This is a genomic window from Mesorhizobium sp. ES1-3 (assembly GCF_020164795.1).
Lineage (GTDB): Bacteria > Pseudomonadota > Alphaproteobacteria > Rhizobiales > Rhizobiaceae > Mesorhizobium.
Genome location: NZ_JAIUGW010000001.1, coordinates 118042 through 139629, shown reverse-complemented (window position 1 = coordinate 139629; position 21588 = coordinate 118042). Strand labels below are relative to the sequence as shown.

Sequence of the window (21588 nt, the reverse complement as noted above, 5' to 3'; positions counted from 1 at the left end):
CGGCTTCGGTACTTCAGGCCGCGATCTTTTCCCGCGCGGCGAGAATCTCCACGCACGCCTTGGCCGCCTCTTTGCCCTTGACCGTGAAGTGCTCGAAGAAGAAGCGGTGATGCTCGGCGCTGTCGTGAAAATTGTGCGGCGTGAGCACCGCCGAAAGGACCGGCACGCCGGTTGAAAGCTGCACGTTCATCATGCCGTCGATGACGGCGCCGGCGACGAAGTCGTGCCGGTAGATGCCGCCATTGACGACGAACGCCGTGCCGAGGATCGCGGCATAGCGGCCCGTCCCGGCGAGCGTCTTGGCGTGCAGCGGAATTTCATAGGCGCCGGGCACGTCGAAGACATCGACGGCAAAGCGTCCCCTGCCGATCTCGGCCAGTTCCGCCCCAAAAGCTTGCACGCACTGGTCGACGATGTCGGCATGCCAGCGCGCCCTGATGACGGCGACACGGATCGTTTCAAAGTCTTTGTGGGAATGCTGATTCATGGGTCCATCCTTCCGTTTCGAACCAGAATCAGGACGCACGATACGAAATCCGGCCCGCCGGGGCGGTCCGTTTTCCGTTTCGTTCTCTTTCATCCGGACTCTAACCGTCGGCTCCGGAATCACACCGGATCTGCTGACCTTTCCGATGCCGGAAAGCGCTCGCGGGCTTCGGCCGAAACCGTTACCGCCGGTGGGGACTTTCACCCCGCCCTGAGAACATTAACGGCTCTGTATGGAAGGGTAGGGGTGCCGCTGTCAACCGCGCCAGCGGCCGGTGGCCAACCACATTCCGTCGACTGGAGCAACGCGATGCGAGGCTGTCTCTACCGAGTGCGCCATGCTGCAGCCGATGCGGCAACCAGCATCAGCACCGCCGCGACCATCGCACATGTGGCAAAGCCGAAGCCGGAATAGAGCGGCCCGAAGCCGGTGGTGCCGACGAACACCGCGAGGTAGGTCACCGCGCTGTTCAGGCCCATGATCGTGCCCCGTCGTGACGGATCGAGCGCCGACAGGCGCATCACCAGCACGTTCAGCCCGAAATGATTGGCAAGCCCCCAGGCCGCTACCATGGCGAGGGTGAGACCGTAGCTGTCGCTGGTCGCGGCAATCGCTACATAGACGATGGCGACGAGAAGATAGGCGAAAGGCATGACGCGTCCGGCGCCCAGGCGATCGATGATGCCGTCGAAGAGCGCCGCCGCGCCGAACCCCACCCCATAGGCAAGCGCGGCAAGCCCGTTGGCGCTGACCGGCTCTCCCAGGCCGACATGAAGGTGGTCGCCGAGGTAGCCATAGACGCCGTAGAAGGCGGTCATGAATGCCGCACAGGCGACCAGCAGCGGGATGATGCCAGGCGTGCTCAGCGCCTCCAGCGGGGCTGGCGCAGGCCCGGCTTTTCTGGCGTCGCTGAGCGAGGTCATTGTCAGTCCCGCCCAAGCGAGAGCAGCAAGCAGCGCCACGGCCGCGAAGACGGCGCGCCAGTGCACGAGATCGGCAAGCACCGCCGACAGGGAAACGCCGGCCACCATGCTGAGCGTCCATCCGGTCAGCACCACGCCGATCGTGCCGCTTTCGCGCCCGGGCGGAGCGATGGCCGCGGCACTGGCGTAGATCGCCGGCATGGCGACGCCGGCGGCAATGCCGGCGACAAGCTGCGCGGCAACCAGCGCGCTCACTGTCGGCGAAGCCGCGCTGGCGACCAAGGCCAATGCCAGCAACAGCAAGGCCGCCTGCAGCATCCGGCGCGCGCCGACCCGGTCGATATGGCGTGCCAGGAACAGGGCGCTCGCCGATGTGCCGAGGCCGAAGGCCGCCGCCGCCATCATCACCATCGGAACGCTGGTCGCGAACGATACGGCCACCGCCGGAGCGATCGGGCCCAGCACCAGCGAATTCGAGCCGATCACGGCGATGCATCCGGTCAGCAGATAGGCAAGGGCCGGGATGGGCGGCCTGGTGTCCGCTCCCAAGGCCGTAGCTTGATCGTTGTTCGACATTTCATCATAATGGCCGTATTAAATTCCGTGACAATTGGGAATGTCGATATGGATGAAGAAACAGATGGCATTCAGCGGAACAGGCCGGCGGCCCGGGATGTCGACGCGACCGACCGAAAGATATTAGGCGTTCTGGTCGACGACGCGACGGTCAGCTATGCCGAGCTCGGCGATCGCGTCGGCCTGTCGCCGCCGGCCGCGCATGAACGCGTCAAGCGGCTTCGGCGCAGCGGCGCCATCCGCAGCACCGCCGCCATCATCGATCCCAACGCGGTGAGAAAGCCGCTGCTCGCCTTCGTTCACATCGACACCAGTGGCTGGGGCAAGACCCCGGAACTGATGGCGATCTCGGAATATCCCGAAGTCGAGGAGATCCACACCGTCGCCGGCGATACATGCGTGTTGCTCAAGGTGCGTACCGAGGACACCAAGGCGCTCGAAGGACTGCTGTTGCGTCTCTACGAGACACCCGGCGTCACCTCGACACGCAGCTACGTGGTTCTGGCGACCTACCTCGAACGGCCGGTGCAGCCCGGCATCACCGCGCAGTGGCCGACGCCGAAGCACATGGGCAAGCCGCTGTACTGAAGCAATTCCAGGAAAAATGTGCAGCGGGTTTCCATCTGGAATCGCGCCGAGAGACGGTCTAGCTCCCCAGCCGGATCGTCTCGAAATAGGCGTCGGTGCCGACCTGGCCGCCTTTCAGTGCGATCTCCAGGCCATCGATCGCACCGCTGCCATGGGCGACGCAGAGCGGCGACCCCGGCGATTGCGGCAACGGCATGCGCACGGTCAGCGCGTCGATGGCCAATTGTCCGAGCGCGTGGCTGGACGTGTCGCCACCGGCGATCACCGCGCGCTCGAGTTTCTGCTCGGCGATCAGACGGCGCAGGATGGTCCCCAGCGCCCGCCCGAGCGTGTTCCGGGCGCCGTCTATGCGGTCGATCTCGGCGCCGCGATCGGCCTGTGGACCAAGCGCGGTGTAGAGGATGACGCTGCGGCCCTTGGCCAGGCTCGCCAGCCCGGCCGCGACCGCCTGCTCGATCGCTTCGCCGGCGCCTTCGCGGACCAGTCGCATTGCATCCATCTCGACGCCGTCGAACCCGCGGGCAAGCGCGTGGCGAATCTGTTTTTCCGTGGTCGGGGAGACGCTGCCCGACACCACGGCGAGCCGATCCACCGGACCGGGCGGTGCAAATGCCGCATGCCCCGACACGATGCCTTTGGCGGCCCACTCGGCAAGCAAGGCATATTCGGCGCCGGAAGATCCGACGACGAAACCATGGCCTTTCTCGTGAATGCGCCAGAGCTGTTCGCCGACCCGTTTCTGCGTCTGGGGGCTATCGACATCGAACAGGACGATGTCCTTGTCCTGCAGGATTTGGTCGACCGTTCGCGCGAGATCGGGAGCCTGCAGGGTCGCCAGGTCGACCAGGCCGGAACCGAGGCTGGTCTGGCGCGAAAGGTGAACGAGCAGGTCGGCCTCGTCCATCGGCGTCACCGGATGCCTGCTCATCACCGGGTGCCGGTCGATGCGGAAATACGCGCCACGGAATGCCGCGAAGAGATGGCCGAAGGCGGTGTAGCGCTTGAGTTGCGGCGCCCCGACCACCATCGGTACGCTTGCCCCGCCGAAGATGCGCCTGCCGATCTCGGTGGCGCGGCCGATGCTGCCGACTGCCGGGCTGGAATCGAAAGTCGAACAGATCTTGTAGTGGCAGACAGCCGCCCCGAGGCCTTTCAGCCATTCGAAGGCCGGCGTCAGGTTTTCCTCCATCCATTGCGGCGTTTCGCTTCGGCTGGTGCCCGCCAACCCGACCGCGCGGCAATGCGAAAACCGTGCCAGCAAGGAAGGGTCGGGCCGGCGCATGAACAGCACGGTCGGCACGCCGCCGAGTTCGAGCGCCTCCATGACGTCGGTCGAGCCGGTAAGATCGTCGCCGTAGTAACTGAGGAGCAGGTTTTGCACGGCCATGCTCATGCTGCCTTGCCGTCGCCGAACTTTTCGATCGATCGGGCCAGTTCGATGTGATCGCGGGCATAGTCCGCCAGGGCAATGCCCTCGACGGCGGCTTGCCAGGCTTGCAGCACGGCCCGTACGCCGGCGCCGGGCCCGTCCGGATGGCTGACGACGCCGCCGCCGCAGAGGTAGAGAAGGTCGACCGTGCGGCCGGTGCGCTCATAGGTTTCGGGCGCCTGGCCGCCCCACTGGCCGGAACAGGCCACGGGCAGCGCGCAATCGTCTGGTGAAAACAGCGGCGTCGTCACAGCCTCGAAGGAACGGATGAAAGAATCGTCCGGCTCCCAGTATTTCGAGCCGATGCCGTTGATCTGGAACTGGTCGACGCCGAGCAGCCGCCAGAATTGCTGCCAAACCTTGAAATCCATGCCGAGGCCGGGATGGCGTGTGAGGACATCCCAGCCATTGCGGTGCGCATGCAGCACCAGCCCGGAGCGCTTCCTCAGATAAGCCATGCCGCCGAAGCCGATGGAGTTGATGTTGACCACAGCGCAGTTGCCGCCGGCTTCGAGCACGAGATCATGGTTGCGCATCATCTCGTCTGGATCGGCATGCGAGATGCCGAAGGCGTACATCACCTTCTTGCCGGTCTTCTGCTCGTGGTCGAGGATCAGCGGCATGATCGCCTTCACCCGTTCCGCGAGCGGCGAATAGGCAGGGCTCATCAGCTTCTCGTCGTCCTTGATGAAATCGACGCCGGCCTCGATCAGTTCGCCCACCATTTCGGCCGTCTCATGCGGCCTGAGCCCCAGCGCCGGCTTGACGATCGTGCCGATGATCGGGCGACCCTCGACCCCAGTCAGCCCGCGGCTGCCGGCCAAGCCGAACTGCGGGCCCGGATGGGCTCCCCGGTATTGTTCCGGCAGCTTCATGTCGATGACGCGGATGCCGGACAGGCCCCTGATCGAATAGGTGCCGCCGATGGCGATGGTCATCAGCGCCGACAGGTCGGTGCCGATGGCGTCGAACGGAAAGGCGATGTCGACGTCGGCGCGCCTGAAGGGCCCGTTGCCGGATCCCGGGAGAGACGGTTGCGCGGCATCGGGCAGGTGCCGGATCGCCAGCACGCGCGCCGCCACGCGCGCCTTCAGTTCCTCGGTCTCGCCCGGCAGCGCGACGAAGGTCCCGGTCGACTGGTCACTGGCGATCTTGGCCGCCAGCGCCTCGATGCTGCCAGAGGTTTCGATGCGATAGGTAAGCGTGATCATGGTCGGCCGGCCGCTCGAAAAGGGTTCGAAAAAAGTTTCGTCGCGCAGGAAATCTGGTATAATGAGTACATAAGTATTGCAAGAAATATCCGAGCCTCGGCATTGGAGCGACCCGCTCCAGGCGCGGGCATTCCGGTAATCCTGCCGGGAATGCTAAACAGGAACCGGGCCAGGGAGTGATTCGTCACGATGAACCGTTCGGAGCCGATCGTCCGGCGCAAACTTTCCGACGAAGTCTTTGCAAGACTGAAGCGGCTGATCACCAGCGGCGAACTGCAGCCGGGCGACGACATGCCGTCCGAGCGCGAGTTGATGGAGCGCTTCGAGGTCGGCCGGCCGGCGATCCGCGAGGCCATGCAAGCGCTGAGCAATATGGGGCTCGTGGCCATCTCGCATGGCGAGCGTGCCAAGGTGCTGCAACTGACCGCCAAGTCGATCATCAAGCAGGTCGACGGCGCGGCCAAGATCATCCTGTCCTCGTCCAGGGACACGCTGGAGCACCTGAAGACCGCGCGCATCTTCTTCGAGCGCGGCATGGTCAGGGAAGCCGCGGAAAAAGCCACATCGGAGGATGTGCAATTGCTGAAGGCGACCGTGGCCGAACAGCGCGCCGCGCGCGGCGATTCCGAAGCCTTCATCTCCGCCGACATGAAGTTCCATACCCAGATCGCATCCATTTCAGGCAACCCGATCTATGTCGCCGTCAGCGAAGCCACGCTGGGCTGGCTGAAGGAATACCACACTGAAATGCTGATCTGGACCGGCAAGGAAAAATACACGTTGACCGAGCACGAGGAGATCATCGACCGCATCGAGCACGGGGATGCCGACGGCGCCGAGAAGGCGATGATCAAGCACCTCGAGCGCTCGCGTGCGCTCTATGTGATGAATTCCGAGAAGTAAGGCTGTTTGCCAAACCAATCCTGGTAATCGCATAGGGCGACATTACGAGATCGCCCTGGCCAAGCGCGGAAGCGTCGACCGGGACGTCGTTGGCCGTCAGGTTCGCCAGCCAGACGATGGTTTCCCCTGAGGCGGAGCGGCCGGCCAGCGCCAGAACCCGCGTCTCGTCGCTCGTCGTGGCGGAAACATGGGTTAGCCCGGCCAACTCACAAAGCCCTTCGATGGCCCGGAAGATCGGCCGCGACGTTCCTTGCGCGACGGGTTCGCCCGATTCCGCGACCACGCCGAACGGCCCGCTGAAGCTGGACAGTGTCAGCATCTCCAGTCCCGCCGGCGCGACGCGCGCGGCATAGCCGATCGTCCATGCGGCTGCGAACTGTGCGGCATGGCGGGGATCGCGGTTCGCCATGGCGATGCGCTGTCCCTGCGGATTGTCCTTGGTCGCGCCGCCATAGGGGTTCTGGCGCATGGCGATCGTCGATGGCCCGATCCGGTACGGCTTTGTCCCGAAGATCGCCCGGGTGGACCGGGTGATGAAGGGCAGCGCCTCCAGCGACTGCATGACGCTGAGATCGTCGGCGGCATGCACGATCGGACAGGTGCAGTGGGTGATGAAATCGAGCTGGTCGGCCGGAACGCGCTTGCGGTTGAGCTCGGTGAAATAGCTGAACATACCGCCGCCGAGACGGAGGCCGGGAAAGGCGCGGCGCGCCGCGGCGTAGACGTCCTCGAGCGGCGGACATGCCGGCCAGGCGCTGCCCGGCGGCGTCGACTGCCGGTCGACCGCGGGCGATACCGCGATGGCGTCGAGCCCCAGACCCGCCCGGCGTACCATATCGGCGACATCGGAAAGTTCGGCGTCGAGATCGCCGGTGCAGGCGACCACGCATTCCAGCGTTGTCGAAACGGAATAGGCGGCGGCGAGGCGGGCATGGGCGCGCAGCGCCTCGAGGCCGTGGCCGCGCGTCGGATCGAAGTGGAAAAGCAGCTGCCGGGGACCAAGCCTTCCCAGCATCGGCAGGTCGGCAAACGCCGCCTCGACATCCTCGGGATAGATCACGATGCCGATGTCAGGCAGCTTCGAGCCGGCCTTGCCGAGTTCGACGCGGACCGGTCCGGCCGGCGCTGCCGAGGCATGCACGTTGGCATCGCCGGTGATTTGCAGGCTGATCGTCTGGCGCAGGGGTTGTCTGGCCGGCAGCACATAGGGCCAGGGCAGCGCCAGCGGCCGCACATAGGTCTTGTAGGAGGCGTCAGACCAGTTGCGCTGGTCTTCCATCTCGAATGTGTCGCCTTCCATACGGCATTGCGCGACAACACCGGGTCGCACGCGATGCGTGATGGCGCGCAAATCCTTGAAAGGCTGCCAAGGGTCGATCAGATCGGGCAGTTCCGTCTCGACCGCCCTGCCGTCGGTATGCTCGACCGTCACCGGGCTGCCGGCGAGGCCAGCGATCGGATGCAGGATGCAGAAGCCGCAGCGGTTGGTTTCGAAATTGCTCTGCGGCAATGCTGTCACATCGAAGACCAGCCTGCCGTCGGCGGAGCCTTCGATCGTGGCGTGGAAGACGAGCCGGCTGCCGTCTGGGCCGAGGCAGCTTGCCGCGTAGCTGACGGAGAAACGGTCGTCCTCCTGGTCGATGGTCAGGTTCGTCAGGTCAGGCTCATAGGTGCCCCAGTCGCGGTCGCGCACGATATAGGCGATGGCGCGCAGCACTTCGGTGCTGCCATGTCGGATGGTGCGCAGATTGCCGTTGACCATTTCCGCGCTCAATGCGCCCGCGCGCAGCGTGACCGGCTTGGGCTCGACCGCGTGCGTGCCATAGAGCTGGAAAGCGTCTGATGTCATCTCAGCAAGGCGTCGATCTGCACCGGCTCGCGGCTCGCGGCACTCGCATAGGCGGCCTCGACCAGGGCAAATGTCTTGAGATTATCCGCGCCCGAGGTCGCCGGTTCCTGGCCTGATGCAAGGCAGTCGATCCAGTGCTGCTGGATGGCGGCAACGCTTTCCTGGATGTTGTGCCAAGGCCGCGAGGCCCAGGGCAGCAGCGGCGGAGAGACATCGCTCACTCTGGTTCCGCTCTTGCCGGTGACGGTCAGCCTGTAGCTTTGCGCCAGCCGGATCGTGCCGTCGCTGCCGTCGAGTTCGATGAGCGTTTCCGGGAACGGCTCCACGGCAAGCTTCGTCGCGTAGCTGCAATCGACCACCGAGGTGGCGCCGCCGACATGGTCCATGAGCATTGTCGCGACGTCCTCGCCGGCGATGGCGAGATTGATACGCGTTGTCCTCGCGGTCAGGCTCGACACATCGCCGAGCAGGAAGCGGGCGATGTCGAGGATATGAATGCCGAGATCCTCGATGATGAAGCGCTTGCCCGTCGCCAGATAGGGCTGGCCGGAAAACACGTCATAGCCGGAGCGGAAAGAGATACGGCCGAAGAAGGGCGTGCCGATCTCGCCGCTGTCGAGCACCGCGCGCACCGCCTGGATCGGCGACTGCCAACGAAAGTTCTCATGCACCATCAGCGGCACGCCGGCGGTTTCGCAGGCCTTCACCATCGCCTTGGCATCGCCAAGCGTCGGCGCGAATGGTTTCTGGCAGATGACGGGAACGCCATGCGCGGCAGCCATCTCGACCAGCGCACGATGGCTGCCGACCGTGGTGGCGACGTCAACGAAGTCGAGTTTCTCCGCGGCGAACATCGCCGCTGCGTCCGTGTAGCGCCGCGCCACGCCGAACTGGTCGCCGACGATCCGCAGTCGCTCGGCATCGCGGTCGCAGATGGCGACGATCGAGGCGCCTCCGATGTCGCGCCAGGCATGCATCTGGTTGACGGCGAAGAAGCCGCAGCCGATCAGCGCTCCACTCAAGCTCGCCATGCTCAACCCGCCTTCGCCATCTGCATCAGGGTAACGCGTTGCTGGAGCCGGCGCTGCGCCTGGTCGACGACGACGGCGACGATGATGACCAGGCCCTTGATCACCATCTGCCAGAAGGAACTCACGCCCATCATCACCAGCCCGTCCGACAGGATGCCGATGACGAAGGCGCCGACGATGGTGCCGCCGATCGTGCCGCGTCCGCCCGACATCGAGGTGCCGCCGAGCACCGCTGCGGCGATCGCATTCAATTCGAAGCTCTCGCCGGTCGCCGGATGCGAGGCCATCAGCTCGGACGAGATGATCAGCCCGACGATCGCGGCGCAGAAGCCGGAGAACATGTAGACGAACATCTTGACCATGTTGACACGCACGCCCGAGATGCGCGCCGCGCGTTCATTGCCGCCGACGGCGAAGATGTGGCGGCCGAGCGGCGTGTAGCGCGCGAGATAGGCAGCCCCCAGCGCCACCACGATCAGGATCCAGATCGACACCGGCAGGCCGAGCAGCCGGCCGGCGCCGAGGAAGCCGAAGCCGGTGGTGCCGAGTTCCGGCTTGCCGACGAGGTTGGGGAACGTGCGGCCGTCGGAGGACAGCAGCGCGAAACCGCGGGCGACATAGAGCACGCCGAGCGTGGCGATGAAGGGCGCGACGTTGAGCCTTGTGATCAGCAGCCCGTTGACCGCGCCGATTGCTATGCCGACCAGAAGCGTGATCAGGATGATCTCGAAGACGTTGAAATAGACGGTGTAGCCGATCTGCAGGTCGATGCCGTTGAGCACGAGATAGCCGGCCACCATGCCGCACAGGCCGACGATCGATCCGACCGAAAGGTCGATGCCGCCGGTGATGATGACGAAGGTCATGCCCATGGCAAGGAAGGCGTTGAGCGCCACGTGCTTGGCCATCAGGATCAGATTGGCGGCCGAGAGGAAGTTCGGCGCGGCGATCGAGAAGAACACCAGAACCGCGATCAGCGCGATGAAGGTCCTGAGCTTCATCAGCGTCAGCAGCGCGGAACCGCTGGAGGCGGAAGGAGCGGCCGCCTTGGCCGGAATGTCAGTCATCAGCGTTGCTCTCCATGTGCCGGTCCGTGACCCAGCGCCGACGCCGCGACGATCGCCGCTTCCGTCGCCTCGGCGCGATCGAACATGCCGGTCAGTCTGCCATTGCTCATCACCGCGATGCGGTCGGACAGTGCCATCACCTCGTCGAGATCGGAGGTGGCGAACAGGATGCCGAGCCCGTCACGTGAAAGTTTGCGCATGGTGCGGAAGACGTCGGCCTTGGCGCCGACATCGATGCCGCGGCTGGGTTCGTCCATCAACAGGACTTTCGGTTCGGTCAGCAACGCCTTGCCGATCACCACCTTCTGCTGGTTGCCGCCCGACAGCGACGACACTTCCTGCGCCGGGTCGGCGACCTTGATCGCCAGTTCCCGCACCATCTGCACGACGGCCTGCCGCTCGGCGGCGCCGCGGATATGAAACAGGCTGACGAAGCGCGACAGGCTTGCCAGCGTCAAATTGCTGGCGACCGAGAGGATCGACACCAGCCCTTCGCGCTGGCGGTCCTCCGGTATCAGTGCCAGCCCGCGCTGGATGCGGCGCGTCGTGTCGCGCTCCTTCACCTGTTTGCCGGCGATGAAGATCTTGCCGCTGGCATGGCCGTGGCGACCCATGATGCAGTCGAACAGCTCGCTGCGCCCGGCGCCCATCAGCCCATATATCCCAAGGATTTCGCCGGCGCGCAGCGACAGCGAGACATGGTCGACCGCCAGTCCGCCGGTGACGCGCGGCAGGCAGATCTCCTCGGCGCGGAAGATCTCCTCGCCGGGCTGATGGCCGTCGGCCTTGGCGAAATCCTTGGCATCCGAGCCGATCATCTGCCGCACGATCCACTGCGTGTCGACGTTCCTCATTGCCTCCTGGCCGGTGATACGGCCGTCGCGCAGTACGGTGACGGTGTCGCCGATGCGGATCAGTTCTTCCAGCCGGTGCGAGATGTAGACGATGGCGACGCCGCGCGCCTTGAGGTCGGCGATCACCTTGAACAGGATTTCGACTTCCGCCGCGCTCAGCGCCGAGGTCGGCTCGTCCATGATCAGGATCTTGGCGTCGAGCGAAACCGCCTTGGCGATCTCGACCAGCTGCTGCTGGCCGATGCGCAGGTCCTCGACCAGCATGTCTGGCCGGATGCCGGCTTCGAGCCGGTCGAGGAATTCGCCCGCTCGTTTTTCCTGCTCCTTGCGGTCGATCTTGCCCAGCCGGTTGGTGATTTCGCGTGTGGCGAAGATGTTCTCGGCCACGGTCATGTTGCCGAACAGGTTCAGCTCCTGGAACACCATGCCGATGCCGCGCGCCACCGCATCTCCCGACGAGGAGAAGGAAACCTCTTCGCCTTCGAGCAGGATGCGGCCGGCGGTCGGCTGCTCGACGCCGGCGATGATCTTCATTAGCGTCGACTTGCCGGCGCCGTTTTCACCGACCAGCACGTTGACCGCACCCCTGCGCACCTCGAAGTTGGCCTGCTTGACCGCCACCGTGCCGGCATAGACCTTCGAGACGTCCTCGAGCTTGAGGATGACCTCGTGAGCGGCTGCCATGCTCATGGCTTCGGCCCGATCTCGGCCTCCGCCGGCGTCACCAGCGGCAGGTCCTGGCCGCCTTCGATCGTGTAGGCGCCGATCACCTTGGCGGTGCGACCTTCAAGTGCCTCGCGCGGCAGTTTGGACAGCACGGTCTTGTCGGCATAGGCATTGAAGGCCTTGCCGAACTGCGCGAAGTCGATCTGGTTGGTGAAGTCGTTGAACTGGACGAAATCGAGGCTGTCGCGCAGTGCGGTGCCACGCATCGCCGGCCCGATCTGGACGCGCGCATCGGCCTTGCCGTCGCCGTCCACGTCGATGTCCATCGTTGCCGCGCGCGACTGCGTGTTGGCGGCGACGATCTTGCCCTCGACGCGCACCGCGAAGGTCCATGGCGAATTCGCCTGCTTCCTGGGATTGCCATATTTGGCGCCGGCCGCCGCCGGATCCGTCTTCGCCAGCGCATGGACCTCGGCGAACGGCCCGGCTTTCTGCCCGAGATAGGGGATGACCTTCGAGGCCCAGATTTCCTCGACCATCTTGTCCGGGTTGAAGGTGGGCGCCTTGCTTTCCTCCTGTGCCGACGACGTCGGCAGGATCTTGCAGGCGCTGAGACCGATGCCGGCGAGGGCGACAAGCGTCAGCCAAGTGAAAGGGGTCAGCCAGGTCAATCTGTTCGGCATGGCGGTCAAAAAAATCACCCGGAACGTGGAACTGGAGCAATTCCAGGAAAAGTGTGAAGCGGTTTTCCGTGCGGAATTGCGTCAAAACAAAACTGGGCGAGGGGCGAACACGGGTCCGCCCCTCCCTGTTATTTTGCGTCGGCTCAGTTCTTCAACGCGAAGGTTTCCAGCTTGGCGGCATTGTCGCCGTTGACGAGCACGCAGTCCATCAGCTGCTTCTCCTTCTCGGGCGACTTCTTGTTCTTGATGAAGTCGTTGGCCTGTTCGACCGCCATCTGCGCCTGGGCATAGGCAGGCTGCAGCACCGTCGCCTTGATGCCGCCCGAGGTGATGGAATCGCGCACGTCGTTCGATCCGTCGAAGCCGACGACGATGACATCCTTGCGGTTCGCGGCGGCGAGCGCGGCATAGGCGCCCATCGCCATCGTGTCGTTGCCGGAGATGACGCCCTTGATGTCGGGATTGGCCTGCAGGATCGATTCCATCTTGGAATAGGCCTCGGTCTGGCTCCAGTTGGCCGACTGCTGCGCGACTATCTTCAGGTCCGGATAGTCGTCGATGACGTCGTGATAGCCCTTGGAGCGGATGCCGGCATTGGTGTCGGATTCCTTGCCGACCAGCTCGACGAAATTGCCCTTCTCGCCCATCAGCTTGACGAATTCCTGCGCGCCCAGCTGGGCGCCTTGGTAGTTGTTGGAGACGATCTGCGCCACGGCGACGCCGGTGGCGTTGATCTCGCGGTCGATCAGGAAAGAGGGAATACCGGCGTCCTTGGCCTTCTGCACGGCGGCGACGGTGGCGTCGGCGCCGGCATTGTCGAGGATGATCGCCTTGGCGCCGCGGCCGATCGCGGTGTCGATCAGTTCGGACTGCTTGTTGGCATCGTCGTCATGCACCAGCACCAGCGCCTCGTAGCCGAGTTCCTTGGCTTTGGCCTCGGCGCCGACGGCTTCGGCCTTGAAGAACGGATTGTCGTGCGATGGCGTGATGATGGCGATGAGGTCCGCCGCGTAGGCGGGCATCGCCGTGCCGAGTGCCAGCACGCCGGCGAAAGCCGCAAGCGTCATTCTGCGTGTCAGTTTCATGAAGTCCTCCCGTTTGAAAAGTCTGTGTCTCGATCGATCGAGGCCACTGTCCGCGTTTGAATCCGTCAGGCTGTGAAGGTTGCGGAACGCCTGGGCTCAAGCCGTCGGTCGGCTCCGCCAAAGCAAGTTCCTGTTCCCCGCCATCCTCCACCCGTTTCAGCTTCGAACTGCCGGCGAAGCGTGATTGATCCGAGCGAAGATTAGCTTAGCCAACTGGTATGATGAGTCAATCACAAATTCAGGTGATCTGTACCTGAGGCACTCAAGTGATCCGTTGAATGCTGGCCGCGATCTCTTCCGGCTCGAAGACGCGCTTCCAGTCGTCGCGCATCAGCACCGGCTTGCCGAATTTTATCGCCTTGTTGCAGGCGTCCGAGAACACGCCCTTGGTTTCGCCGAAGATGACGGCGCCGAGCACGTTCATGTGGCCAAGCAGGAAATCGAGCGCCGCCTGCTGGTCGACGCCACGCGCCACGACCTCGTCGACCGCTTCCTTCATGACGACCAGCAGCGAAGCGCATACGGTTTCCGAAAGACCTGGCTCGAGCAGCGCCATCTGTTCGACGGAAACGCGGTGCGAGCGCATTACCGGCGCCCAGATGATCTTGGCGATGGCCTCGCCCTTGGCGTAGTCGGCTTCCGGTCCCTGCATCAGGGCGCTGACCATGTGCTGCTTGGCCTTGACACCACCGAAATAATCCTTCTTGGCCGCCATGTCGGTCTCGTCGTTGAAGATCGGCGGATGGCAGGGATGGGTGACGAAGTAGGTCAGGTCGGGACGATCGGGCAAATGGCCGGCAAACGGTGCGGCCGCGTCGAGCACGATGACCATCGTGCCCGGCGCGAGCTTGCTCTCGATGCTTGTCGCGACCTTGCCGATATGGGTGTCCGGCACGGCCAGGATCACCACGTCGGCGCCTTTCAGCGCCTCGTCGGCGCTGACCGTGTCGAAGCCCAGTCCGGTCTTCAGTCGATCACGCCCGGCCTCGCTGACCTCGACATGGCGGATCGTGTAGGGCGAGCCGCGGAAATTGGTCGAAAGGCGGTAGCCCATTTTCCCGCCGGCACCGAACAGCGCAATCGTCGTCATCTAGCCCTTGCTCCCCTGGTCGTGGACGATGGCGTTGCCGATCGTCACCTTATCCACTGGTATGATCACTCTACCACAACTTGGCAAGAGAAATCATCATCCGCTCGTCATTCCGGTCGGCCTGCCGCCGCGCTTGGCTCGGATTTCACGGTGCCGTCGTCGTCGGCGCGGTCGACGGCGGCTCGACGCGACAGCACCTGCCGGCCGGCCAGCGCCAGAACGAAAATGACGACGATGCCTTGCACGATGTCTTGCGCACCCGGCGGCAGACCGACGATCTGCATGGTGGTGACGATGAGGATCAAAAGGATGCTGGCGAACAGCGTGCCGACGGCGCTCGCCGAGCCGCCGAAGATCAGCGTGCCGCCCAGCACCACCGCGGCAATCGACTGCAAGAGATAGGGCTGGCCCATTTCGAGGAAGGCGCCGCCTATATAGGCGCCGAGCAGCAGCCCGTTGAGCGAAGCCAGCACCGACGAGATAATGAACGCCGAAGCTATGACCCGGTTGTTGCGGATCGCCGCCAGCCGCGCGGCGGTGCGGTTCTGGCCGACCGCCGACAGCAATTGTCCGAACACCGTGTAGCGCAGCACGAAGGCGGTCGCGGCCACGCCAACGATGGCGATGATGGCCATGATCGGCATGCCGGAGACGCGGCCTGTCGCTAGCGTCTTCAGCAGCGGGCTGACGGCAAAACCCGATATGGCGCGGTTCGATAGCAGTGTCGCGGTCGCGAGAACGTAGCCTGTCGCCAGCGTGGCGATGATGGCCGGTATGTTCAGCCCGACGACGAGCAGCGAATTCAAGCCGCCGACCGCGAGGCCGAGCAGGATCGCCGCACCCACGCCGATGGCAAGGTTGGCGTCCTGGCCCTTGATGGTGAGCAGCGCCACGAAGGCGCTGAGCGTGATCACCGACGCCACCGAAAGGTCGATATTGCCGCGCCCGGTGGTGACGACGAACATCTGGCCGATGCCGACGACGGTCAGGAACGAGGCCGACAGCATGATGCCCGACAGGCTGGAGAGGCTGAAGCGGTTGGTGACCACCGAGAGCACCAGCCAAAGCACAAGCACGCCGATCGCCGACCAGACCCAGCGGTTCTTCTGCGCCCAGAGGCTGAAGGCGGCGAGGCCGTTCATTGTTCGCTCCTGCGGTCTGCGGTCAGGCTGCGCAGCGTCAGCAGGGCGATGAGGATCAGCCCTTGCGTTGCCGCGTTGAAGTCGCTGCTCACGTTCAGCGTGCCGAGCAGGGCGCCGATCAAGGCCAGCGTGACCGCGCCGGCGATGGCGCCGATCGGCGAAATGACGCCGCCCAGCAGCGAGCAGCCGCCCATGACCACGGCGGCAACGCTGAGCAGCGTGAACGAGTTGCCGGAATTGATGTCGCTTGCCGTGTTGATCGCCGTCAGCGACAGGCCGGCGGCAGCCGCGAACAGTCCGGCGACGAGGTAGCGCACCAGCGCATAGCGCGTCGGCGACCAGCCGGAGCGGATCATGGCGGTCGGATTGTTGCCGAAGCCGCGCAGCACCACGCCGAGCGGCAGCCGGTCGATCACCAACACCATCAGTGCGACCGCGGCGATGAGGATGACGGAGGTGGGCAGGAAGCCAAGCGACCAGCTGAACATCGCCGACAACCATTCGGGGCTGGCGCCGCCAGGTGTCGGCTGCAGCGCGTAGCCTAGTCCCATCCAGATGAAGGAGGCGCCGAGCGTGACGACGATGGCCGGGATCTTGCGTGCCTGGATCAGGCCGCCGAGCCCGGCATAGGCGGCGACCGCCGCCGCCAGCGCCAGCCCGCCGAGCCATGGCTGATCGTAGAGCAGCGTGGCGGAGAGCACGCTGACGAGACCGGCAAAGGCGCCGACGCCGAGATCGATCTCGCTGCCGCCGACGACGAACATCTGCGCCGCCGTCACCAGCACCAGCGACAGCGCCGGCATCAACAGCAGGTCGAGCCCGAAGATCGAGGCGACCGCCGGGTTGGCCGAGATCATCACCGCCAGCACGGCGGCGAGGCCGATGAAGGGAGCCGCGTTGACCAAGCGGCGGGCAAGCCCGGCGCTGGCGGCGCCATGTCCCGCGCCGACGCGGGTGTCCGCCTGCTGGGTGAAGGATGCGCCGACGACGGCCGATTCCGTGATCGCCTCGCCGCTCAATTCCTTGACGATGCGCCCGCCCGAAAACACCAGCACGCGGTCGCAGGCCAAAAGCTCGGCATCTTCGGTCGTGTGCCAGACCAGTGTGCGCCCGCTGCGCGCGATCTCGTTGCAGAGCTTGTAGAAGTCCTGCTTGGTGGCGATGTCGACGCCGCGCGTCGGATCGTCGAGCAGCAGGATCGGCGTGTCGGCGACGAGGGCGCGGGCGACCAGCGCCTTCTGCTGGTTGCCGCCGCTGAGTTCGAGGATATTGGAGCCGAAGCGATTGTCGTCGAGCCGCAGCCGGCCGGCCGCATCGGCCGCCGCCTTGCGGCTGGCGCGTTCCGAAACCAGCCCCAGTGCCGGACGGCGGGCAAGGCTGCCGATGCTGATGTTTCCAAGCACGCTCCACAGCGGGAACACGCCTTCCTTCTGGCGGTCGCCGGCAATGAAACCGGCATCGCCGCTCCTGGTGACCGCGGTTCCCCTGGTGGAAACCGGCTCGAAGATGGCGTGCAGCAACTCCTTCTGGCCGCTGCCCTCGAGCCCCGCCAGTCCGATGATCTCGCCGCGGCCGATCGCGATGTCGCGGCCGAGGCCGGCGGTCAGGGAGCCGGACAATTTGACCAGCGCCTCGCCGCTGCTGGCGGCGGCGGCGCTGTGCTGGTGGATTGAATTGGCGTCGCCGCCCATGAGGTGCACAAGTTGGCCGATCGAGGTGTCGGCGACATCTCCGCGCCAGGCGGTACGTCCGTTGCGCAGCACCATCACCTGCGTGGTGATGTCGATGATTTCCTGCAGCTTGTGGCTGATGAAGATGAAGGCGAGGCCGTATCTGGCTCGCTCGCGGATGAAGGTCCGCAACTGCCTGGAGCGGTCGAGGTCGAGCGAGGAGGTCGGCTCGTCGAGCACGATCAACCTGACGTCGGGCGTTGCGGCGGCGCGCGCGATCTCGACCATCTGCCGCTCGGCGATGGAAAGGTGGCCGACTTCGGCATTCACATCGATGCCGTTGGCGGGAAAGACGGCGTCCAGCGCCGCGCGGGCGCGGGTCCGGTAGAGTGCGCGCCAGCCCGGCCGGTTGGTCGCTTCGCCGGGCGTCTCCAGGAAGAAATTCTCGGCGACGGAAAGATTGGCGCACAGCGACAGTTCCTGATGCACCATGCGGATGCCGCGCCTTTGCGCCTCCGCCGTGTCGTAGTCGGCGAAGCTCACGCCCTGTCCGGCGAACGAAATCGAGCCGAGGATCGGCGACGTCGCCCCACACAGGATACGCATCAGCGTCGACTTGCCGGCGCCGTTGCCGCCGACCAGGCCGATGATTTCGCCGGCCGAGACGGCGAGGTCGATCTGCGCATTCGCCAACGTCGGGCCGAAACTCTTGGTGATCTGCGACAGCGAGACGACGTTGGGCCTGATGTCGGGCATCGTAGCGGCTGCGCCTTCCGGACTGGCTACGGCGAGATGGGACATTCGTCCTCCGTTTCTTTACGGACAAGGACCGGGCGCGGCGTTTGGCTGCGTCCGGTCCCTGGCAATGGCAGCCTTACTTGCTGAGCAGGTTCTGCTTGACCCAGTCGAGCGAATAGCTGGGGCTGATGATCTGGCCGCCCGGCAGCTTCGCATACTCCTTGAGATTGTTGGCATCGACGGTCGCTACCGGCATGATCATCAGCTTCGGTGCCTTGCCGCCCTTGAGCAGCGAAAGGCCGAGCCAGAGTGCGGCGCCGCCAATGCCCGGTGTGGTGTTCATCGAGACCGTCTGGTAGCCGTTCTTGGCATTCTCGTCGGCCCACCATTTGACGAAGTCGGTGCCGCCGCCGCCTTCGATGATCGGCATCTTGCCGGCATAATCGCCGCCATATTGGACGAAGGCCTGGGCAATGCCGACATCGTCGCTGCCGCCCTGGCCGAGCACGGCGTCGACATGCGGCAGCGAGGGCAGGACGTTGGCGATCGCCGCTTGCGCGACCGAGGCGGTCGCCTGGCCATAGACGGTGGCGACAACCTTGATGTCGGGATATTTCGCCAGCACCGACTGCTGCGCGTTGAACATGTCGTTGTCGGGCGCCGAGCCCTTCACGCCGCGCACCTGGATGACGTTGCCCTTGCCGCCGATCATCTTGAAGACGGCTTCGGCCTGGGCCGCCTTGTAGCCCTTGAAGTCGAAGTTGAGCTGGTAATTGCAGGGCGCCGAAGCAACCGAATCGAAGGAAACGACGATGATGCCGGCCTTGCAGGCCTTTTCGATGATGCCGTTGACCGCGGTCTCCGAGGCGGCGTCGACGGCGAGCACGTCGACCTTCTTGAGGATGAGTTCGGCGATCTGGCTGTTCTGTTGCGCCACCGAGCCGTCACCGTTCATGACGATGTAGTCGGCGATCTGACCGACGGCCTTGGCTTCCTTGGCCGAGGCCTCGAAAGCCTCCACCATCTGATGCCGCCAGGTGTTGCCGTAATAGGCGTTGGCGAGCGCGATTACCGGTGCGTCCGGCGACGCCATCGCCGGCAAGACCGAAACACTGGCGAGCGCGGCGCCGGCAAGCGCCGCCCCAATTGAAAACTTCATGATTTCTCCTCCCAAAAAACCGGCCGACCTGATCGGCTCGTCCGTCATTCCGTGTCTCTTCCGAAAGACACCATACCAGCTACATGTTATACCAGCATACCAAATAGACAAGCCGGTCGGAACCTCATTTGATTGCGTCGACGGGAGCGAAGCCGGCCCGCCGGGTTCTTCTGTGTCACCCTTGCCAGGTGAGCTGTCCGTCCCGGCAGCCATGTTTGCCGCTATGGGGCGCATCGACGTTGGCTATGGCTGGACGTTAGGTCATCATATATGTAATGTCAATTGCTGGGCCCTTGCCTGTCGGTGCGACTCGGGATCGATTATGCCTGGGAACGATCAGGGGAGATGCGGATGGAACCGGTCCAGAAGAAGAAGTTGTATGTCGAGGTGCTCGACCGGCTGATGGCGGCGATCTCGACGTCCGAATTCCCGCCCGGTTCCCAATTGCCGTCGGAAAAGGAACTGATGGCGATGATCGGCGTCGGGCGGCCGTCGATCAGGGAAGCGATGCTGACGCTGCAGCAGATGGGGCTCATCAGGATCTCGCACGGCGAACGTGCGCGTGTCATCAATCCGACGCCCGAAGTGATCGTCGACCAGGTCTCCGCGGCAATGGTCATGATGCTGGCGACGAACTCTCGTGGTCTCGAAGAACTCAAGGAAGTCAGGCTCTTGCTGGAAACAGGGCTGGTCCGGATAGCCACGCGACGCGCCACCGCCAAGAGCCTCGAACGGCTTGCCGAGACCTTGCGTCACTTGCGCGACGCAAAGGGCGACCAGGCACGATTTGTCACTGCCGACATGGAATTCCACGCCGTCATAGCGGAGATGAGCGGCAATTCGATGATCGCTGCCGTAGCCAAAGGCATGCTCGAATGGCTGTCCCGCTTCAAGCGCGATCTCGTCGCCGTGAAAGGCGCCGAGCGCCTGACGGTCGAGGAGCACGAACGGATATACAAGGCAGTCGCCAGCGGCGATGCGGAAGGCGCGAGCGCCGCCATGGCCGACCATATCGGCCGTGCCAATGAACTTTATTCGAAACTGGCCGATGGCGGCGGGGGCTGACAGCGCCCAAAATTTTTTGATCAAGAAAACTCATGTGATGACATGATGTCTTTTTGGTGTTATCGCTCGCTGCCATGAAGTTCATTCCAGCCGGGAAACCTGCATTGACCGGTCGCCTCCGCGCTACCTACCTGATCGAAACCCGCTACCCGTCGGAGATTGCAGCGGCCGCGATGGCGGGCGAGCAGTCGAGCGGGACGTTCCGTGCCATACCCGGGGAAACGCCGGAACTGTTGCGCCGGTTCGGAGCGCGCGTCGAATTCATCGAGGATGTTGTCGAGGTTGACGGCGAGGCGCTGCCGTTTTCGCGTTCGCCCAAGAATGCCGCCGCCAAGCCGCGACGGGCCAAGGTGGGTCTTTCCTGGAACATCGAGAATACAGGCACCGTGCTGGCTTCGGTCTGGTCGACGGTCCTCGGCAATCTGTTCGAGCTGCATCATTTCTCGGCCATGCGCCTGCTCGACGTCGCCTTTCCCGATGCCTTCGCGGATGCCTATCCGGGACCGGCTTTCGCCGTCGAAGGGACGCGTCGCCTGACGGGAGTCGAGGGACGCCCGCTGATCGGCACGATCGTCAAGCCGAGCGTTGGCCTTACGCCCGAAGAGACGGCGACCCTTGCCGACACGCTGATCGCCGCCGGTCTCGATTTCATCAAGGACGACGAACTGATGGGAGATCCCCCGCATTCGCCGTTTGAACAGCGGTTCGAGGCGGTCATGGCTGTCATAGACAGGCACGCGGACAGAACCGGCCGCAAGGTCATGTATGCTGCCAACATTTCCGGCGACATCGACGCCATGCGCCGCCAGCTGGATCTCATCGAGCGCCGTGGCGGCACCTGCGCCATGCTTGTCCTGAATTCCGTCGGCCTGTCGGGTGTCGTCGAGATGCGTCGTCATTCCGGCGTTGCGCTACACGGCCACCGGGCAGGCTGGGGCCTCTTCAGCCGTTCCCCTGATCTGGGCATGAGCTATATCGCGTACCAGAAATTCTGGCGCCTGGCAGGCATCGACCAGATGCACGTCAACGGGCTGTCCAACAAATTCTGCGAACCCGACGGATCGGTGATGGCCTCGGCCCATGCCTGCCTGACTCCGATGTTCGGACGGGCTGACCGCCCCGATACGGTCATGCCGGTGTTTTCGTCTGGACAGACAGCGATGCAGGCGGGCGAGACCTACGAAAGGCTCGGCTCGAACGATTTCATCTATTGCTGCGGCGGCGGGATCATGGCGCATCCCGGCGGACCGGCCGCGGGCGTTCGAAGCCTGCATGATGCCTTCGAAGCCGCGGCGGCCGGCATTCCCGCGCGCGACCATGCCGCCACGCATCCGGACCTCGAGGCCGCGCTGCGGGCGTTCGGCTGAACCTG

At 64.5% G+C, this 21588-nt stretch carries 18 protein-coding genes and 1 riboswitch; of the genes, 4 read left to right on the top strand and 14 right to left on the bottom strand.

Annotated elements, in window-relative coordinates; translation table 11 throughout:
• Positions 1-13: 13 nt before the first annotated feature.
• Both LB536_RS00665 and LB536_RS00660 read right to left on the bottom strand, forming a co-directional pair.
• The gene (locus tag LB536_RS00665; RefSeq protein ID WP_224589721.1) at positions 14-487 is read right to left on the bottom strand and encodes a 6,7-dimethyl-8-ribityllumazine synthase; all 474 of its coding nucleotides are present in this window, start codon (positions 485-487) and stop codon (positions 14-16) included.
• Between the two features lie 77 nt (positions 488-564).
• Positions 565-709, bottom strand: a riboswitch (FMN riboswitch).
• 101 nt (positions 710-810) lie between these two features.
• Positions 811-1986: an MFS transporter gene (locus LB536_RS00660; RefSeq protein ID WP_140757674.1), complete on the bottom strand. Its 1176-nt coding sequence runs from the start codon at positions 1984-1986 to the stop codon at positions 811-813.
• Between the two features lie 48 nt (positions 1987-2034).
• Between LB536_RS00660 and LB536_RS00655 the strand changes: the two genes are divergently transcribed.
• A complete protein-coding gene (locus tag LB536_RS00655) occupies positions 2035-2574 on the top strand; it encodes an Lrp/AsnC family transcriptional regulator (protein ID WP_224589720.1) in 540 nt (179 codons plus the stop codon).
• 58 nt (positions 2575-2632) lie between these two features.
• Here the strand turns inward: LB536_RS00655 and LB536_RS00650 are convergent, their stop codons facing one another.
• Both LB536_RS00650 and oiaX read right to left on the bottom strand, forming a co-directional pair.
• Complete coding sequence (locus tag LB536_RS00650) at positions 2633-3955, bottom strand: four-carbon acid sugar kinase family protein (RefSeq protein WP_224590067.1); 1323 nt, start codon at positions 3953-3955, stop codon at positions 2633-2635.
• 8 nt (positions 3956-3963) lie between these two features.
• Positions 3964-5214, bottom strand: a complete 1251-nt coding sequence (gene oiaX, locus LB536_RS00645; protein ID WP_224589719.1) for a 3-oxo-isoapionate-4-phosphate decarboxylase OiaX — start codon at positions 5212-5214, stop codon at positions 3964-3966.
• 189 nt (positions 5215-5403) lie between these two features.
• Between oiaX and LB536_RS00640 the strand changes: the two genes are divergently transcribed.
• The gene (locus tag LB536_RS00640; RefSeq protein WP_027145252.1) at positions 5404-6117 is read left to right on the top strand and encodes a transcriptional regulator NanR; all 714 of its coding nucleotides are present in this window, start codon (positions 5404-5406) and stop codon (positions 6115-6117) included.
• On the opposite strand, the gene LB536_RS00635 is transcribed toward LB536_RS00640, so the two are convergent.
• The 10 genes from LB536_RS00635 to LB536_RS00590 form a co-directional block, all read right to left on the bottom strand.
• The gene (locus LB536_RS00635; protein WP_224589718.1) at positions 6065-7966 is read right to left on the bottom strand and encodes a hypothetical protein; all 1902 of its coding nucleotides are present in this window, start codon (positions 7964-7966) and stop codon (positions 6065-6067) included. The two genes, LB536_RS00640 and LB536_RS00635, sit on opposite strands and share 53 nt — an antisense overlap.
• Entirely contained in the window at positions 7963-8997 is a 1035-nt protein-coding gene (locus LB536_RS00630) for a Gfo/Idh/MocA family protein (protein WP_224589717.1), read from the bottom strand. The genes LB536_RS00635 and LB536_RS00630 overlap by 4 nt, the downstream gene beginning before the upstream one ends.
• A 2-nt stretch (positions 8998-8999) precedes the next feature.
• The gene (locus LB536_RS00625; RefSeq protein WP_224589716.1) at positions 9000-10064 is read right to left on the bottom strand and encodes an ABC transporter permease; all 1065 of its coding nucleotides are present in this window, start codon (positions 10062-10064) and stop codon (positions 9000-9002) included.
• Entirely contained in the window at positions 10064-11608 is a 1545-nt protein-coding gene (locus tag LB536_RS00620; RefSeq protein ID WP_140813068.1) for a sugar ABC transporter ATP-binding protein, read from the bottom strand. The genes LB536_RS00625 and LB536_RS00620 overlap by 1 nt, the downstream gene beginning before the upstream one ends.
• Complete coding sequence (locus LB536_RS00615; protein WP_224589715.1) at positions 11605-12267, bottom strand: DUF2291 family protein; 663 nt, start codon at positions 12265-12267, stop codon at positions 11605-11607. The genes LB536_RS00620 and LB536_RS00615 overlap by 4 nt, the downstream gene beginning before the upstream one ends.
• A gap of 143 nt (positions 12268-12410) precedes the next feature.
• Complete coding sequence (locus LB536_RS00610) at positions 12411-13352, bottom strand: D-ribose ABC transporter substrate-binding protein (RefSeq protein ID WP_224589714.1); 942 nt, start codon at positions 13350-13352, stop codon at positions 12411-12413.
• A 262-nt stretch (positions 13353-13614) separates the two neighbouring features.
• Positions 13615-14442 carry a phosphogluconate dehydrogenase C-terminal domain-containing protein gene (locus tag LB536_RS00605; protein WP_224589713.1) on the bottom strand — a complete coding sequence of 276 codons (828 nt, stop codon included), beginning with the start codon at positions 14440-14442 and terminating at the stop codon, positions 13615-13617.
• Positions 14443-14549: 107 nt separating this feature from the next.
• Entirely contained in the window at positions 14550-15584 is a 1035-nt protein-coding gene (locus tag LB536_RS00600) for an ABC transporter permease (RefSeq protein ID WP_224589712.1), read from the bottom strand.
• Positions 15581-18055, bottom strand: a complete 2475-nt coding sequence (locus LB536_RS00595) for an ATP-binding cassette domain-containing protein (protein ID WP_224589711.1) — start codon at positions 18053-18055, stop codon at positions 15581-15583. The genes LB536_RS00600 and LB536_RS00595 overlap by 4 nt, the downstream gene beginning before the upstream one ends.
• Positions 18056-18128: 73 nt before the next feature.
• Complete coding sequence (locus LB536_RS00590) at positions 18129-19151, bottom strand: ABC transporter substrate-binding protein (protein WP_224589710.1); 1023 nt, start codon at positions 19149-19151, stop codon at positions 18129-18131.
• 351 nt (positions 19152-19502) lie between these two features.
• On the opposite strand from LB536_RS00590, the gene nanR reads away from it, so the two are divergent.
• Positions 19503-20216 carry a transcriptional regulator NanR gene (gene nanR / locus LB536_RS00585; RefSeq protein ID WP_263488777.1) on the top strand — a complete coding sequence of 238 codons (714 nt, stop codon included), beginning with the start codon at positions 19503-19505 and terminating at the stop codon, positions 20214-20216.
• Positions 20217-20290: 74 nt separating this feature from the next.
• The gene (locus tag LB536_RS00580; RefSeq protein ID WP_224589708.1) at positions 20291-21583 is read left to right on the top strand and encodes a ribulose-bisphosphate carboxylase large subunit family protein; all 1293 of its coding nucleotides are present in this window, start codon (positions 20291-20293) and stop codon (positions 21581-21583) included.
• Positions 21584-21588: the final 5 nt, after the last annotated feature.

What these genes read in the sequence shown, in the direction of transcription:
- LB536_RS00665 (WP_224589721.1), bottom strand. Translation starts at nt 487, where the DNA reads ATGAATCAGCATTCCCACAAAGACTTTGAAACGATCCGTGTCGCCGTC.
- LB536_RS00660 (WP_140757674.1), bottom strand. Translation starts at nt 1,986, where the DNA reads ATGTCGAACAACGATCAAGCTACGGCCTTGGGAGCGGACACCAGGCCG.
- LB536_RS00655 (WP_224589720.1), top strand. Translation starts at nt 2,035, where the DNA reads ATGGATGAAGAAACAGATGGCATTCAGCGGAACAGGCCGGCGGCCCGG.
- oiaX (WP_224589719.1), bottom strand. Translation starts at nt 5,214, where the DNA reads ATGATCACGCTTACCTATCGCATCGAAACCTCTGGCAGCATCGAGGCG.
- LB536_RS00640 (WP_027145252.1), top strand. Translation starts at nt 5,404, where the DNA reads ATGAACCGTTCGGAGCCGATCGTCCGGCGCAAACTTTCCGACGAAGTC.
- LB536_RS00635 (WP_224589718.1), bottom strand. Translation starts at nt 7,966, where the DNA reads ATGACATCAGACGCTTTCCAGCTCTATGGCACGCACGCGGTCGAGCCC.
- LB536_RS00630 (WP_224589717.1), bottom strand. Translation starts at nt 8,997, where the DNA reads ATGGCGAGCTTGAGTGGAGCGCTGATCGGCTGCGGCTTCTTCGCCGTC.
- LB536_RS00625 (WP_224589716.1), bottom strand. Translation starts at nt 10,064, where the DNA reads ATGACTGACATTCCGGCCAAGGCGGCCGCTCCTTCCGCCTCCAGCGGT.
- LB536_RS00620 (WP_140813068.1), bottom strand. Translation starts at nt 11,608, where the DNA reads ATGAGCATGGCAGCCGCTCACGAGGTCATCCTCAAGCTCGAGGACGTC.
- LB536_RS00615 (WP_224589715.1), bottom strand. Translation starts at nt 12,267, where the DNA reads ATGCCGAACAGATTGACCTGGCTGACCCCTTTCACTTGGCTGACGCTT.
- LB536_RS00610 (WP_224589714.1), bottom strand. Translation starts at nt 13,352, where the DNA reads ATGAAACTGACACGCAGAATGACGCTTGCGGCTTTCGCCGGCGTGCTG.
- LB536_RS00605 (WP_224589713.1), bottom strand. Translation starts at nt 14,442, where the DNA reads ATGACGACGATTGCGCTGTTCGGTGCCGGCGGGAAAATGGGCTACCGC.
- LB536_RS00600 (WP_224589712.1), bottom strand. Translation starts at nt 15,584, where the DNA reads ATGAACGGCCTCGCCGCCTTCAGCCTCTGGGCGCAGAAGAACCGCTGG.
- LB536_RS00595 (WP_224589711.1), bottom strand. Translation starts at nt 18,055, where the DNA reads ATGTCCCATCTCGCCGTAGCCAGTCCGGAAGGCGCAGCCGCTACGATG.
- LB536_RS00590 (WP_224589710.1), bottom strand. Translation starts at nt 19,151, where the DNA reads ATGAAGTTTTCAATTGGGGCGGCGCTTGCCGGCGCCGCGCTCGCCAGT.
- nanR (WP_263488777.1), top strand. Translation starts at nt 19,503, where the DNA reads ATGGAACCGGTCCAGAAGAAGAAGTTGTATGTCGAGGTGCTCGACCGG.
- LB536_RS00580 (WP_224589708.1), top strand. Translation starts at nt 20,291, where the DNA reads ATGAAGTTCATTCCAGCCGGGAAACCTGCATTGACCGGTCGCCTCCGC.